At 43.8% G+C, this 15030-nt stretch carries 11 protein-coding genes; 8 read left to right on the top strand and 3 right to left on the bottom strand.

What is annotated here, in order from left to right; all coding sequences use genetic code 11:
• The first annotated feature begins 26 nt into the window (after window positions 1-26).
• From CYK47_RS01470 to CYK47_RS01480, 3 genes are read left to right on the top strand one after another with little or no spacing between them, the layout of a single operon-like run.
• Window positions 27-446, top strand: coding sequence for a YraN family protein (locus CYK47_RS01470; protein WP_122898226.1), 420 nt, complete (start codon window positions 27-29; stop codon window positions 444-446).
• Between the two features lie 39 nt (window positions 447-485).
• Window positions 486-1163: a BON domain-containing protein gene (locus CYK47_RS01475; protein ID WP_122898228.1), complete on the top strand. Its 678-nt coding sequence runs from the start codon at window positions 486-488 to the stop codon at window positions 1161-1163.
• Complete coding sequence (locus tag CYK47_RS01480; RefSeq protein WP_122898230.1) at window positions 1153-2028, top strand: alpha/beta hydrolase; 876 nt, start codon at window positions 1153-1155, stop codon at window positions 2026-2028. The genes CYK47_RS01475 and CYK47_RS01480 overlap by 11 nt, the downstream gene beginning before the upstream one ends.
• Here CYK47_RS01480 and nudC read toward each other — a convergent pair.
• The 3 genes from nudC to dnaQ form a co-directional block, all read right to left on the bottom strand.
• A complete protein-coding gene (gene nudC, locus CYK47_RS01485) occupies window positions 2025-2789 on the bottom strand; it encodes an NAD(+) diphosphatase (protein WP_122898232.1) in 765 nt (254 codons plus the stop codon). The genes CYK47_RS01480 and nudC overlap by 4 nt on opposite strands.
• A complete protein-coding gene (locus CYK47_RS01490; RefSeq protein WP_122898234.1) occupies window positions 2789-4429 on the bottom strand; it encodes a chemotaxis protein in 1641 nt (546 codons plus the stop codon). Before CYK47_RS01490 ends, nudC begins: the two co-directional genes overlap by 1 nt.
• Before the next feature lie 125 nt (window positions 4430-4554).
• The gene (gene dnaQ, locus CYK47_RS01495; protein ID WP_122898236.1) at window positions 4555-5961 is read right to left on the bottom strand and encodes a DNA polymerase III subunit epsilon; all 1407 of its coding nucleotides are present in this window, start codon (window positions 5959-5961) and stop codon (window positions 4555-4557) included.
• A 219-nt stretch (window positions 5962-6180) separates the two neighbouring features.
• Between dnaQ and CYK47_RS01500 the strand changes: the two genes are divergently transcribed.
• Genes CYK47_RS01500 through CYK47_RS01520 form a run of 5 tightly spaced genes read left to right on the top strand, consistent with a single transcriptional unit; the run spans window position 6181 to window position 14916 of the window.
• Complete coding sequence (locus CYK47_RS01500) at window positions 6181-9426, top strand: LysM peptidoglycan-binding domain-containing protein (protein ID WP_122898238.1); 3246 nt, start codon at window positions 6181-6183, stop codon at window positions 9424-9426.
• A gap of 9 nt (window positions 9427-9435) precedes the next feature.
• Window positions 9436-11253, top strand: coding sequence for an extracellular solute-binding protein (locus tag CYK47_RS01505; protein WP_122898240.1), 1818 nt, complete (start codon window positions 9436-9438; stop codon window positions 11251-11253).
• 18 nt (window positions 11254-11271) lie between these two features.
• Window positions 11272-12336 carry a microcin C ABC transporter permease YejB gene (locus tag CYK47_RS01510; RefSeq protein WP_122898242.1) on the top strand — a complete coding sequence of 355 codons (1065 nt, stop codon included), beginning with the start codon at window positions 11272-11274 and terminating at the stop codon, window positions 12334-12336.
• A complete protein-coding gene (locus CYK47_RS01515) occupies window positions 12336-13349 on the top strand; it encodes an ABC transporter permease (protein ID WP_122898243.1) in 1014 nt (337 codons plus the stop codon). The genes CYK47_RS01510 and CYK47_RS01515 overlap by 1 nt, the downstream gene beginning before the upstream one ends.
• Window positions 13324-14916 carry an ABC transporter ATP-binding protein gene (locus CYK47_RS01520; RefSeq protein ID WP_122898245.1) on the top strand — a complete coding sequence of 531 codons (1593 nt, stop codon included), beginning with the start codon at window positions 13324-13326 and terminating at the stop codon, window positions 14914-14916. The genes CYK47_RS01515 and CYK47_RS01520 overlap by 26 nt, the downstream gene beginning before the upstream one ends.
• Window positions 14917-15030 lie beyond the last annotated feature (114 nt).

Below are 15030 nucleotides of genomic sequence, written 5' to 3' on the forward strand. Positions count from 1 at the left end.
TACAGGCAATTGCCAAGGAGCAATATATGAGCTTCAACCAAATGCTGGGTCAATGGGCCGAACAACAAGCCCAAACTTACTTAGAACAGCACAGTTTTAAGATGTTGCAGCGCAATTATCATAGCCGCTTTGGTGAAATTGACTTAATTATGACGCGACAAGATGAGCTGATTTTTGTCGAGGTGAAAGCGCGTCAACCGAACGCATGGGGGCGTGCCACTGAAGTAATCACTTTGGCTAAACAACGTAAAATTATGCACACGGCTTTGGTTTTTTTACAGCAATATCCACAATTTAACCTATATGCACTGCGTTTTGATGTGGTTTGTATCGACTTTTTACAACCGCTTGCAAAAATACCACAGCAGTCATTTTTAGGCAGCGCTTATGATTTGGCCTGGATTGAAAATGCTTTTACTTTTGATACAAACTTGATTAGGCTTTAAAAATGTTAACAATAACAAGTGAACGAGGAGACGGATCGCGTGTTTAGCCGTATTGCTGTAACTTTAGTATGTGTGGCCAGTTTATCGGGCTGTGCGAGTTTTATTTCTCAAGGCACAGGAACTGCGCCTGTGGGGATAGATAGCGGTTCACGTTCATTGGGTCAAGTATTTATTGACTCTTCAATTGAGCGTACAGCAAAGATCAATTTATATAAACTCGATGCGCGTTTTCATCAATCCCGCGTTAATGTCGAAAGTTTTCATGGCAATGTACTTTTAACTGGTCAAGTGCCAGATCAACATTTAAAGCAACTGGCAGAAGACAATGTCCGTGCCATGACTGATGTTAAAACCGTGCATAACTTTATCAGCGTGGGAAGCCAAATTGGTTATAGCACCATTATGCAAGACACTACCGTGACCGCCAATACCCGTGGCTTACTGATGAAAGCCCCTGTGGTGGCAGATTCTAAAGTGCGTGTGCATACCGAAAATGGTGTGTTGTATGTCATGGGACGTTTAAATAGCGCTGAAATTACAGATTTAAACCGTGTCTTACAGCAAGTGGGCAATGTCAGTAAAATTGTGACTTTGGTGGATAATATTGAGGAAAATACCAAGAATAATGCCAATTTAACGACACCACTGATTCAGCCAAGCGTAGCGACGCCAGTGGCCATTGATCCTGAACAGCAAGAGCCAAGTTATGGGCTCTAAGTTAAATTTACAACAAGTCAAACACAAGCTTGCTGTGGCACGCGAACGCTACAAGGAATTTCGGGTCTATGATTTGGGTACTTATGCAGTTAATCGGTTTATTGCCAAAACAGGCTATCGTATTCAACACGATGTGAGCTATGGTGAAGCTGCTCGGCATAGTCTCGATTTATATTTAACTGAACAGCCACGTCAAGGACAGCCTTTAATTGTATTTGTGCATGGTGGGGCATGGTCACATGGCGACAAAAAAGATTATCGCTTTGTGGGAGAGGCCTTTGCCACTGAAGGCTTTGATGTGGCGGTGATCAATTATCATCTCGCACCATCTCATATTTTTCCAAGTTCAATTGATGACTTAAGCTTGGCCTTAAACTATTTGCATGCCCAGCAACAGCAGCATCAGATTTCGACGCAAAATATCGTGTTGCTGGGGCATTCGGCAGGGGCATTTAATGTCATGTCGGCACTGTATCACCCGACACCTTATGCGCTAGATTGTAAAGCCAATATTCGTGCTGCTATTGGTTTGGCTGGGCCATATCATTTTGATTATAAAGGTGATCCTTTATGTGCCGATGCCTTTGATCAATGTCTGCATTACAGCCATGTGATGCCGTATTACTTTGTCGAAGCCAATAGCATTAAACATTATTTGTTTGTGGCTGCCAATGACACGATTGTGCATCCTAAAAATGCGCTCGATTTTGACCAAGCGCTGAAAGCCAAAGGCAATCATAGTGTGATTGTGAATATTGCCCGCACCGGGCATATTAGTTTAATGGGTTCTGTGGCACATCTGTTTAGCCGCTACTTTGCCACTAAAAAGCAAATTCTCGCGGCTATTGATGAGGCGTTGGCTTAAAGCCAAGCTTTGCTATCGTCTGCGACAGGCTGACCTTGAGTCACATGCATAATCATGGCATGTGCGATACTGCCTGCAAATGGAATTTCAGGCAGTTGCTCAAATTTAAAGAAGGCTGCGTCGCTAATTTCGTCCTCTTGTAATTGCAGCTCACCGCCAGCATATTCTGCACGAAAGGCCAACATTAAATTGCTCGGGAAGGGCCAAGGTTGGCTGGCTAAATATTGCAAGTTTTTGACCTGAATACCGACTTCTTCTCGGGTTTCGCGACGTACCGCTTCTTCTAAAGTTTCACCCACCTCAACAAAGCCTGCAATCAAACCATAAACAGGACGTGGATTACGTGCATTACGCGCCAGTAAAACTTCATCCTCACCGCGGGTAATAATAGTAATCACACAAGGCTGAACCCGTGGATACTGATGATAATTGCAGCTTGGGCAAATCATGGCAAATTCATTGTGGTGGGCTACGGTTTTGTCACCACAATGACTACAGAATCGATGATTGCGACGCCATTCTAGCAATTGCACTGCACGACTGGCATCTTCAAATTGTTTGCTATTCCAAACAGTGAGTAATTGGCGAATGGGCACCAGTTGCAAACCTGCAGGAATGGCTTCATCGGGCAGTAAATCACGGGCAATCACATCCTTGCCCGTGTTTAAATCTAAGTCACTGCTGAGTCTTTCAACCTCAGGCAATTGAAAGTTTTGATCGACTAACAGTTGTTGTTGATGAAAGATATAAGCGATTGACATTAGGCAACATTCTTCAATTTATGGCTACTTTGTAATGCTACATCAAACATCGCATGCATAACAGGCTGCTTATTTTTCAAATTGTCAATCAACATATCTGCGCTTGCTAAAGGCTCAAGTAGTAGGTCCATCTCAGTTGCAGTAATCGCTTGCTGTTTGCTTAAACGCGCGTGTAGGAAATCCGCTGCCAATGCTAATGAATGTTGCCCCGCTTGTGCATTTAAGAACAACAAAGCGCCGCCAATTTCGCGTAATTGTGATGCAATGGGTTCCAGCAGCGTCACATCTGGATCACTGAGATACTGCACTAAAGTCTGACTAGTAAGATCAATTAAGGCTTTGGTTTCATTGAGCAACACGCTATGCGCTTCATCTAAACGATCTAAAGAGATGTTCATATTGTTGACGCCCAGTTGTAAGCGGCTAGAGGTATGTTGGCGCTCTAAAATACCAATTGAGTTCATGGTTGATTGAATACAATTCATGACTTGCTGTGCAAAGTTTGGATCTTTTAAGTTGCTTGGATTAAGCGCTTGTGCTTGACGACGTAATTCTTGGGCTGCGTCTTTTAAGTTTAATACCATAAAGACATTGGCCAGCTCATGGAATTTAGCCAGTAATTCTTGCGCTTTATCAGGCGACATATTTTGATAGTTGTATTCAATATCATGACGCAATTGGCTAATTTCTTGGCTGAGCAATTCACTAATCGTATGGATGGTGTCAAAGTCTGGGCCATATAAATGGCGACTAAATACTTGAAGTTGTGTATCGGTTAAAAGCTCTTCGCTGCTGCCAATTTGTTCGCGAATATGCTGCGCAATTTGGGTTTCTTGGCTGATGCATAAACTTAACATCGTCGCCAAATCAGTTAGAGCTGCTTTAAAGTGCTGAGGGGCAGCTAAGAAGGCAGCAATATTACGTTCAATTTGAATCAAGCTACGTAAACGTGGTTCTGTGAGCGCTAATTGTTCGATCTGGTTGACTGCGACCACAAACAACTGCCAATATTGTTGACTTGGACTTTGACTGCTCATAGAGGCCATATAGGCCGCGACAATTTTAATCGCTTGCAGATCCAAATCAGTGTGTTGCTGCATCAGCAATTTAGCCAAAGACAATTTGTATAAATGCTGTACATAGCCCGATTTTTCTAAGTCAGGTGCAGCAGGCAGTTTAAAGTTAGGCTGCACGCAGGCTAATAAGGGTTCAATTTGATGACCTTCTTGCGTCAAAGGATGACCTAAGGCAATTTCTAAACGATTGAGCGTTACCAATAAAAACTGTGGAATTTGTACTTCACGCAGGCAAATAAACTCAATATAGCGTTTAAGTAAGCTGGTGCCATCACTTAATGCCACAACATCAGGTAAATGAATATCTTGTGGGCTTTGCATAATTTTGCGCATCAGTTCGGCACAGTATTGTGCCATTTTTGCCACGCTTTGCATGTCAATAAGTGCTAATACTTGGGCACATTGTTCAAACTGATTCAGGGCATCTTCAATGCCAAAAGGTAAGCTTTGATCTTCAACTAAGCTACTAACAGCGGATTCAACGAGCTCAATTGAGCTATCTACTTCATTTTTTATTATTAGTAGGGCTGTTGGGTCGAAGTGAATAGAGGTTTGGTAAGACATGGATCTGCACCTATCCTAAAAGTTTTATCCGTAAAGGTATGCGTATACATACTGATTGTTTATTGCTTTCACTATAACGTAACTCTTTTGTATTTAAATACAAAAGAGTTACAAATATTGCAGTTTTATTTTGCAAAAAGGCAGTTTTCGCCATGTTTTTCTAGGTATTTATTGACCCAGTTCTCATGTTGTTGTAATTCTTCTGCAGAAGGTAAAATCACGGCTAAGCCATCACCTTCTACCACGCGACCACCACCGGCATTATATTCTTCGCTATGAGACAAGGCTTCAATATCAAAAGAGACTTGACCACCGGTCATGGCCAAATAGACATCTGCTAAAATTTCGGCATCCAGTAAAGCGCCGTGGAAAGTACGGTCACGTTCTGGAATTTCATAACGGCGTACCAAGGCATCGAGGGAGTTTTTTTGCCCCGGATGTTTGGCTTTGGCCATGGCTAAAGTATCAGTAACGCTACATACCTTGGATAACTTACCTAAACCTGCGCGTTCAAACTCCATATCTAGGAAGTTCATATCGAAGGTGGCGTTATGGGCGATGATTTCTGCGCCTTTTAAATAGTCATACAGAACATCGGCAATTTCGGCATATTTAGGTTTGTCTTGTAAAAACTCATCCGAGATACCGTGAATATTTTCAGATTCACCTACAGGTTTTTCAGGATTAATATAGATATGAATCGAGCGACCAGTCAGTTTGCGGTTGATCATTTCAATCGCACCGACTTCGACAATGCGGTCGCCATCTTGGAAATAAAAACCAGTAGTTTCGGTATCTAGAATGAGCTGACGCGGGCCATGTAGGTCTAACTTTGCTTCAGTCATTACAATCATTGGATGAATGGCTAAAGTTGTTTTAGGCTCGGTTTCGGTTTCGGTTTCGTTTTCGGTTTCGGTTTTGGTTTCGGTTTCGGTTTCGGTTTCGGTTTCGGTTTCGGTTTCGGTTTCGGTTTCGGTTTCTGGCTCAAATTCGTCTTCGGCATCAAACGCATCTTCTGCTAAATCAAAGCCAAAAGGGTCATCGAGTAGCCAATCCTGTTCAGCTGCAGGTGTTGTTTGCGTTGTGGACGTTATAGTGCTGTTAGCTTGTGTAGTTTGGTCAGCACCTAAATTGGCCAGTTGATCGGCCATTTCGTTACCAGCATGTCCAGCATGACCTTTGACCCAATGCCATTCAATATCACGACCTTGGCACAATTGATCTAACGTTTGCCAAAGATCTGGGTTTTTAACGCCTTTCCAGTTTTTCTTTTTCCAGCCCACAATCCATTCAGTTATGCCTTTTTGCACATAGGTCGAGTCCGTCCACATGATCAGCTTGGCATCTTTGGGACAGGCACGAATGCCTTCAATGGCAGCGGTGAGTTCCATGCGGTTATTGGTGGTATCGTGTTCGCCACCACACAGTTTTTGCTCTGATTGATCAGCATAAATGAGATAGGCACCCCAGCCACCAAGGCCTGGATTGCCGCGACATGCGCCATCTACATATAAGGTGATTGTTTCAGTCATAACTTGATCCGTAGGCAAAAACAGCAGAATTTCGAGAGCAGCATTGTAAACCGAAAAGTCACTGCATGTTGTGCCTGTGTACAGTTCAGCGGAGTTTTTTTAAATTCTTGTAACATTAATCCTAAAATCGCGCTAAATTATCCGCTTGAGTCTGGGACATGCTCCTCTACAATGACCACTCTCAACAATAATTTTAGTCGTAGTTTTGGATTCTTGTTTATGTATAAAGCAACCACGCACCTGTGGCAGTCAAAAGGACCTTTTTTTAAACTGACCGTATTAGGTTCAGCGTTGGTTGCATTGGGAATCAGCGGCTGTTCATCGTCACCTGTAGCATCAGCAAGTAAAAACCAACAATCTCAGCTGCTTGGTGCCACAGGCATGGATGGCCTAGAAGATTTACTCTCTGCGACGGACATGCGTGCAGTAGAGGGCGACCGTTTATTGGTGCTCAAGCATGGTGATGTGTGGAAGCGCATGTTAGTGGGCTTTAAAATGGATTTAAGCCGTAGCGATGCACGTATTAATGCCCAGCGTGGCTGGTTTATTTCGCGTCAACCCTACATTGATCGTTTAAGTGCGCGTGCATCACGTTATTTGTACCACACGGTGAAGGAAGCAGAACGTCGTGGTTTACCTACAGAACTCGCTTTACTACCGATTATTGAAAGTTCCTACGACCCAGCAGCCACCAGCTCGGCAGCAGCAGCAGGGCTGTGGCAATTTATTCCGAGTACCGGTAAAATTTATGGTTTAAAACAAACCAGCCAATATGATGGGCGTCGTGATGTGGTCGAGTCGACCCGTGCAGCTTATGAATTTTTAGGTAGCTTATATAACCAGTTTGGTTCTTGGGAGTTGGCATTAGCTTCTTATAACGCAGGCCCAGGCCGTATTCAGCAAGCCATTAACCGTAACAAAGCAGCAGGTTTGCCGACCGATTATTGGTCGTTAAAGCTCCCACAGGAGACCATGTATTATGTACCGCGTTTTATCGCGGTGGCACAAATTATTAAAAATCCAAGTGCCTATAACGTGAGTTTACCGCCGATTGCCAACCGTCCACACTTTAGAGAAATTCAAGTGGGGCCTGTGGCTTTAAATGACATTGCCCGTATTACCGGTTTAAGCCGTGCTGAACTGTATCAATTAAACCCAGGGCATCGTGGGGAATATATTGATGCCAGTAGCCCAATGCGGATTTTAATTCCAGCTGATTTAAGCCCGGCCGTTGATGCACGTTTAAAAACTTTACATACTGGCAGTTTATTAGCCAGCACGTCATCAACGACACCAAGTGGTTCATTTAAAGTGGTTACGCCAAGCAAAACCACACCGCCTGTTATTGCTGCAACCACACCAAGCAAACCTGTTGTCACGGCATCCGCTACACCTAAACCAAGTACCACAGCGTCAGTCACCACCAATACGCGTACTGTAACGCCACAAGGCGCAGCTGCATTGGCTGCTTTTGCGAGCAATACGGATATTCCAAGCGCACCACGTATTCCGGTTGCGGTGACGCCTGCGGCCAATGTGCAGCCAGTGCGTATCGAACCTGCGATTAGTGCAGCAGAGCGTGAACAAATCTTAGCGGCAGTACGCGCTGAAGGTGACAATAAAACTGTGGATGAGGTGTTAAAACCTGTCGCTTCACAAGCTGAACAAGCCCAAGTGGTTGCCGAGCTGAAACAACTGGCACCACAAGGCACGGAAATCGTCGATCCTGTAGATGGTAAAATTAAGTTAACTGCATTACAAACCAGTCAATCAATTGCCGAACAAAGTGGGCAAGAGGTGACCAAAGGTTTCTCTTATCCAAAAGGGGTGGCCGAAAATACCAGTCCAAGTTCTGTAGAAGCACAGTTAAACCAAGGCAAGAATATCATTAAGACCGAGTCTGATGTGGTTGTTGTAGCACCAAAAGGTCAGCGTTCCACTTATGTGGTGATGCCGGGTGATAACCTGCAAATGATTGCCATGAAGCATGGTGTGAATTGGCGTGATGTAGCGAAATGGAACCAAATTGCTGACAACGCTGTATTGTATGTGGGCACAACCATCTATTTATATGATGCTAAACCTGTTGCGCCAGTGGTAGAAGCGCCTAAGCCAAAAACGATTCCAAATACTTATACCGTCCGTGCCAATGACACCTTAAGTGGTATTGCCAATGAATATGGTTTGAGCCTTAAAGATCTAGCTGATTACAATAACTTGACTGTGACCAGCGGTGTATATACCGGTCAAAAGTTACAACTTAAACCAAGTGCGCAAACCAAAAAAGTAGAAGTAGAAAAAGCACTTGCCACTAAAAGCAATAACATCAAAACCAAAGTCTATACCGTGCAGCGTGGTGAATACTTAGGTGCATTGGCGGATCGTTATGGGTTAACCAATCAAGAACTTGCCAACTTAACCTCAGGCTTAACTGCGAGCAGTAGTTTAATGGCAGGTCAGAAAATTAATGTACCGCTGAATGAAGTGGTCACAGCAGGCAAAGAAGATAAATCTACGCTTAAAGAGGCTGCAAAAGAAGCCAAGTTTGAGCCGAGCTATAAAGTCGAAAGCTATAGCGTACAGCGTGGTGACAGCTTATATAGCATTGCTAATCAAGCCAAAATTTCAGTGACTGAATTGGCAGCCTTAAATCAAATCGCTACCAATACTAGTTTACGTGTTGGGCAAAGCTTGAAAGTACCGGCAGGTTATAGCGTACCTGAAAGCTATACTGTGCAATCAGGTGATACTTTAAGTGCGATTGCTAGCCGTTATAATCTGACGATTGATTATATTGCCAATGTGAATGGACTTAACCGTAACAGTGGTTTACGTGCCGGGCAGCGTTTGGCTTTAACGGGCGATGTGCCTGTAAAAGTAGATACTGCAAGCAAAACTACAGTGGCGACGAAAACCTCAAGTCAGGTAAAAATGCCGGATGTATATGTGGTGCAAGCAGGTGATAACCTCTCTAGTATTGCTGCCAAATATCATCTACAAGTGAGCTACTTAATGCAGCTCAATAATCTAACGACTAGCAGCGTTCGTGTTGGACAACGCTTAAAGTTAGATGGCGAGATTGAAGCGAAAGCAGAAAACAAGACTGAAAGCAAAGCCGAAAAAGCTGCAACGCCAACTTTAAGCAAAACTGTAGTGAAAAGCGCCAACACTGAAACCCATACCGTGAAAGCGGGTGAATCGTTATATGGCATTGCTAGTCGTTTAGGCATGTCGGCATCTGAATTGGCGAGCTTAAATAATTTAAGCAGCAATGCCAGTTTACGTGTCGGTCAATCCATTCACATTCCGAAAAAATTCAGTGATTACCGTGTCAAAAGCGGTGACACCTTAATTGGTGTGGCTGGGCGATATGGTTTAGATCAATCGGCGTTGGCTGAGTTGAATAATTTGACTCCAAATGCGCAGTTGCGTATTGGTCAAGTGATTCAAGTTCCAAACCTGTAAGGGCTAAACATGCGTCTGTTTGCCTTTTGGGCAGTGTTTATGGCAGCACCGTTGCAGGCTGCCATGCAAACGACACCTTATATCGCGCTGCATGGTCAGCCGCAATATAGCGGGCGTAATGCCATGCCTTATGCCAATCCTCATGCGCCCAAAGGTGGCTACTTAAGCACCGCTGCCAATGGCACTTTTGATAATCTCAATAGCATGAATGGTAAGGGCAGTGCTGCAGATGGCGTCAACTATCTGTTTGATAGCCTGATGAGTTCATCCTTAGATGAGCCGGGGATGATGTATCCACTGCTTGCTGAACGGGTCAGTTTTGATCCGAAAAATTTAACCACAGTCACTTTTGATTTAAATCCTAAAGCCAAATTTAGTGACGGTTCAGCTTTAACAGCGCAGGACGTTAAATTTACCTTTGATGCCTATTTAACCAAGTCTAATCCCGGTTTACAGATGTATTTGTCGGATCTGGCACGGGTTGAAGTGCTAGGTCGGCATCAGGTACGCATGCACCTTAAATCTAAAAATAACAGTGAAATGCCACTGATTTTGGCGCAATTACCGATTTATGCTGCTAAAGATTGGCAAAAACGCGATTTTAGCCGCATTACCATGCAGCCGATTTTAGGCTCAGGGCCCTATTTAATTGAAAAAATTGATGCTGGACGGAGTATTAGCTATAAACGCAATCCGCACTATTGGGGCAAAGATTTAGCCGTCAATAAAGGCCGTTACAACTTTGACCGAATTAAGTATGTCTATTACCGCAATTTAGATGTGGCATTTGAAGGTTTTAAATCCGGTCAATATACCTTGCACGAAGAATATACCGCGCGTAAATGGGTGACAGAGTATAACTTTCCTGCCATCAAACAAGGCATGGTGGTGAAATATCGTTTTCAGCATCAAAACCCCATTGCAACGCAAAGTTTTGTGTTTAATACCCGCCGTAAAGCCATGCAAAATATTCGTTTCCGTCAAGCGATTACCTATGCCTATGACTTTGAATGGCAAAATAAAGCCTTGTTTTATGGGCAATATAAACGACTACAAAGCTATTTTAGCAATAGTGAGTTAGAGGCCAAAGGCACGCCAAGTCCGGCAGAACTTGCGATTTTAAAGCCCTATTTAAGCAAATTGCATCCTATTCAACGCCAAGGTGTGCTTGCCAATTGGCGCTATTCGGTTTCGGATGCGAGTGGCTTTAACCGCAATAATTTACTTACCGCGCGCAGCTTATTATTAAAAGCCGGTTATCGTTTCCAAAACGGTCAACTGCTTGATCCGAAAGGTCAGCCGATTGTCTTAGAATTTTTAATTCATCAAGATGGTTTGCAGCGCACTTTAATGCCATTTGTACGCAATTTGAAGCGTTTAGGTATTCAAGTCAATATTCGCCATGTTGATGTACCGCAGTATATCGAACGCATGCGCCGTAGCGATTTTGATATGACCACCAATGTGTTGCCGCAGTCTTTAAATCCGGGTAATGAGCAAGCGCAATTTTGGAGTTCCAAAGCAGCCGATGAGCCGGGTAATTACAATTATGCAGGGATTAAAAATCCGGTGATTGATGATGCGGTGCAACAGCTGATTCGTGCACCCAATCGTGAACAGTTGGTGTTACGTACTAAGGTACTGGATCGTTTATTACGGGCAGGTTTTTACCAAATTCCAACCTATGGCAAAGGCGAAAACTGGTTGGCGTATTGGAATATGTATCAACAACCTAAACAAAAACCAAAATTATCAACCGGCATTGATTATTGGTGGAGCGATGCCCAACAAGCCGGCAAAGTACGCCAATATTTAGGTCAGAAATAACAAACAGCTAGGAGTGACATGGGCACTTATATTTTAAAGCGACTGCTGTTGATCATTCCCACCTTATTTTTTATTTTGCTACTTAATTTTGTGGTGATTCAAATTGCACCGGGTGGGCCGGTTGAGCAAGCGATTCAACAGGCGCAAAGTTTTGCAGGGATGGGGCAAACCGGCGGCGAAACCGCAGTAACCAATACCGCTTATCAAGGCGCTAAAGGTTTAAGCGATGAAATGGTGGCCAAAATTGAAGCGCAATATGGCTTCGATCGACCGATGCATGAGCGCTTTTTGCTGATGATCAAAAGCTATCTCAGTTTTGATTTTGGCACCAGCTTTTTTAAAGACAAGCCGGTGACCACATTACTGTGGGAAAAAATGCCAGTGTCGTTGTCCTTAGGTCTGTGGAGCACCTTGCTGATTTACTGCATTTCTATTCCTTTAGGCATTAAAAAAGCCCGTCAACATGGCAGCGTGTTTGATCAATCCACTTCTATGCTGCTTGCCATTGGTTATGCGATTCCGGCCTTTGTCTTTGCAATTTTATTAATTGTATTTTTTGCCGGCGGCAGCTATTTACAGTGGTTTCCGTTACAAGGCTTAGTATCGGAAAACTTTAGCGAGCTGAGTCTATTGGGTAAAATCAAAGACTATTTTTGGCATATGAGCTTGCCGTTATTGGCGATGGTGATTGGTGGCTTTGCTGGTTTAACTTATCTGACCAAATATTCTTTTATGGAAGAACTGTCTAAACAATACGTATTGGCGGCACGTGCTAAAGGCTTAAGCGAATCGCGAGTGTTGTATGGGCATGTGTTTCGTAATGCCATGCTCATCGTCATTGCCGGTTTACCCGAGGCTTTGGTGGGGATTTTCTTTGTGGGGAATCTATTTATTGAAATTATCTTTAACTTAGATGGTTTGGGCTTGCTCGGGTTTGAGGCAATTGTACAACGCGATTATCCCGTGATTTTTGGTACGCTGTTTTTATTTACTTTATTGGGCTTATTGCTGCGCTTATTGAGTGATGTGCTGTATCAAGTGATTGATCCACGGATTAACTTTGATGCACGAGGGGATCAATAATGTCACCCATCATGCAGGCGCGATTACAACGTTTTAAAGCCAATAAATTGGGCTTTGGCTGCTTTATTGTTTTTAGCTTGATCTTTGTATTGTCCTTAGCAGCAGAGTTAATTGCCAACGACAAACCCTTATTGGTGAAATATCAGCAGGAATTCTATGTACCGGTGTTAAAAACTTATCCCGAAACCACCTTTGGTGGGGTATTTGAAACCGAAGCTGATTATAAAGACCCTGCGGTACAGGCTTTAATTCAAAACAATGGTTGGGCGATTTGGCCGATGATTGCCTATTCCTATCAAACTCCAAATTTAGATTTAACCGTGCCGGTGCCATCCAAACCCACAGCCGATAATTGGTTAGGTACAGATGACCAAGGCCGTGATGTTCTGGCACGAATCTTATATGGCTTACGTGTGTCACTGTTATTTGGTTTTGCTTTAACTTTGGCTTCGGCAGCTCTTGGTATTTTGGTGGGTGCGATCCAAGGCTATTATGGCGGTTGGGTCGATCTCATTGGGCAACGCATTTTAGAAGTGTGGGGCGGTTTACCGATGCTGTTTATGGTGATGATTTTGGTCAGTATGTTTACCCCCAATGTGTATTGGTTGTTTTTAATTATGCTGCTGTTTGGTTGGCCAACGTTGGTGGGTTTGGTACGAGCCGAGTTTTTACGGGCACGACATTTAGATTATGTGCGTGCAGCACGCAGTTTAGGCGTATCCGATCACACCATTATGATGCGGCATATTTTACCCAATGCCATGAGCTCAAGTTTATCGCAGTTGCCGTTTATGCTCACTGCCAATATTACGGCACTCACGGCACTGGATTTTTTGGGTTATGGCTTACCCCCAGATGCAGCCTCATTAGGCGAGCTATTATTACAAGGTAAAAACAATCTGAATGCGCCTTGGCTCGCGCTGTCTGGCTTTTTCACTTTAGCGATTGTGCTATCTCTACTGATTTATATTGGCGAGGCAACCCGCGATGCATTCGACCCAAGACGTCAATAATTTACTTGATGTACGTGGCCTACACATTAAAACGGCCACGCAGACGTTAGTACAAGACTTAAACTTTCAGCTCGCACGCGGACAAACGCTGGCGATTGTAGGTGAAAGTGGTTCGGGTAAATCCATCAGTAGTTTGGCACTGCTCGGTTTGTTACCCAGTACCTTAAGCATTTCTGGTCAGGCGCTGTTTCAAGGGCAAGATTTACTTAGATTAAACGCCACACAATTACGTGCAATTCGTGGCAAAAAAATTGCCATGATCTTCCAAGAGCCGATGACCGCGCTTAATCCGCTGCATCGGGTGGAAAAAATTATTGGTGAGAGTTTAAGACTACAAGGTTTAAGCGCCATACAGACGCGTCAGCGCGTGATTGCGCTCTTAGAGGATGTTGGTATCCCGCAGCCTGAAGATAAGCTCAGACGCTATCCCTACGAGCTTTCAGGGGGACAACGACAACGTGTCATGATTGCCATGGCATTGGCGCAAGATCCTGAGCTACTGATTGCCGATGAACCGACCACCGCGCTCGATGTGACCTTACAAGCACAAATTCTAGATTTACTGCAGCATTTACAACAAAAGCGCCAAATGGCGATGATTTTAATTAGCCATGATTTAAATTTGGTGCGCCGTTATGCCCAACAAGTGGTGGTGATGCAGCAGGGTCAGGTAGTTGAACAGGGCAGCGTGCAGGATATTTTCCAGCAGCCTAAACATGCCTATACCCAAAACTTACTCAATCACGATTTTGGTCAGGCTTTACAGGTAAACCAGCAAGACACTTTACTTGAACTACAACAAGTCGCGGTGAAATTTCCAATTAAGCAAGGTTTACTCAATCGCGTCAAAGACTATGTGGTTGCGGTTGAGCCTTTAGATTTAACCCTAGCACAAGGTGTGTCCTTGGGAATTGTGGGCGAAAGTGGTTCCGGCAAAAGTTCGTTGGCTTTAGCGATTGCACGCCTGATTGCCAGTGACGGTAAAATTGTATTATTGGGGCAAGACTTAAATGGTTATAGTCAAAAGCAATTACGTCCCTTACGTAGTCAATTACAAATTGTGTTTCAAGATCCGTTTAGTAGCTTAAATCCGCGTATGACCATTGGGCAAATTGTTGGTGAGGGTTTAAGTCTGCAGCGTTTATCTAATGATGAAATTCAGCAGCGTATTCAGCATGCCTTAACTGAGGTTGAGTTACCCGTTGAATTTGCACAGCGTTATCCGCATGAACTCTCTGGTGGACAACGCCAGCGCGTGTCATTGGCACGTGCCTTGGTCCTTAAGCCAAAACTGATCATTTTAGACGAGCCAACATCTGCCCTAGACCGTAGCACCCAACGCGCTATTGTGGCGCTGCTTAGGCGCTTACAGGCTGAATATGGCATGAGTTATCTGTTTATCAGTCATGACTTGCATGTGGTACGGGCGCTGTGTCAGCAAGTCTTGGTTTTGCAACATGCCAAAGTCATGGAACTGCAAAACACGGAGGACTTATTTACTCAGCCCAAAACGACTTATAGCCAAGCGTTGATTCAAGCCAGTCAATATGCTCATACGCTCAATTAAAACTTAGATTCATCATTTAAACATTTAAACCTAAGTGATGAATCTAAATTGTATAGAGATAAAAAAGCCCAAGTCGTAATGCTTGGGCTTTTTTTAGAGCTTGACGCTCGAATA

The sequence above is a fragment of the Acinetobacter sp. B51(2017) genome, assembly GCF_003711395.1.
In the GTDB taxonomy this organism is placed as follows: Bacteria; Pseudomonadota; Gammaproteobacteria; order Pseudomonadales; family Moraxellaceae; genus Acinetobacter.

Bases quoted from the DNA above. Each gene is read 5' to 3' on its own strand.
- CYK47_RS01510 (WP_122898242.1), top strand. From the start codon at position 11,272: ATGGGCACTTATATTTTAAAGCGACTGCTGTTGATCATTCCCACCTTA.
- CYK47_RS01505 (WP_122898240.1), top strand. From the start codon at position 9,436: ATGCGTCTGTTTGCCTTTTGGGCAGTGTTTATGGCAGCACCGTTGCAG.
- nudC (WP_122898232.1), bottom strand. From the start codon at position 2,789: ATGTCAATCGCTTATATCTTTCATCAACAACAACTGTTAGTCGATCAA.
- CYK47_RS01470 (WP_122898226.1), top strand. From the start codon at position 27: ATGAGCTTCAACCAAATGCTGGGTCAATGGGCCGAACAACAAGCCCAA.
- CYK47_RS01480 (WP_122898230.1), top strand. From the start codon at position 1,153: ATGGGCTCTAAGTTAAATTTACAACAAGTCAAACACAAGCTTGCTGTG.
- CYK47_RS01490 (WP_122898234.1), bottom strand. From the start codon at position 4,429: ATGTCTTACCAAACCTCTATTCACTTCGACCCAACAGCCCTACTAATA.
- CYK47_RS01520 (WP_122898245.1), top strand. From the start codon at position 13,324: ATGCATTCGACCCAAGACGTCAATAATTTACTTGATGTACGTGGCCTA.
- dnaQ (WP_122898236.1), bottom strand. From the start codon at position 5,961: ATGACTGAAACAATCACCTTATATGTAGATGGCGCATGTCGCGGCAAT.
- CYK47_RS01500 (WP_122898238.1), top strand. From the start codon at position 6,181: ATGTATAAAGCAACCACGCACCTGTGGCAGTCAAAAGGACCTTTTTTT.
- CYK47_RS01515 (WP_122898243.1), top strand. From the start codon at position 12,336: ATGTCACCCATCATGCAGGCGCGATTACAACGTTTTAAAGCCAATAAA.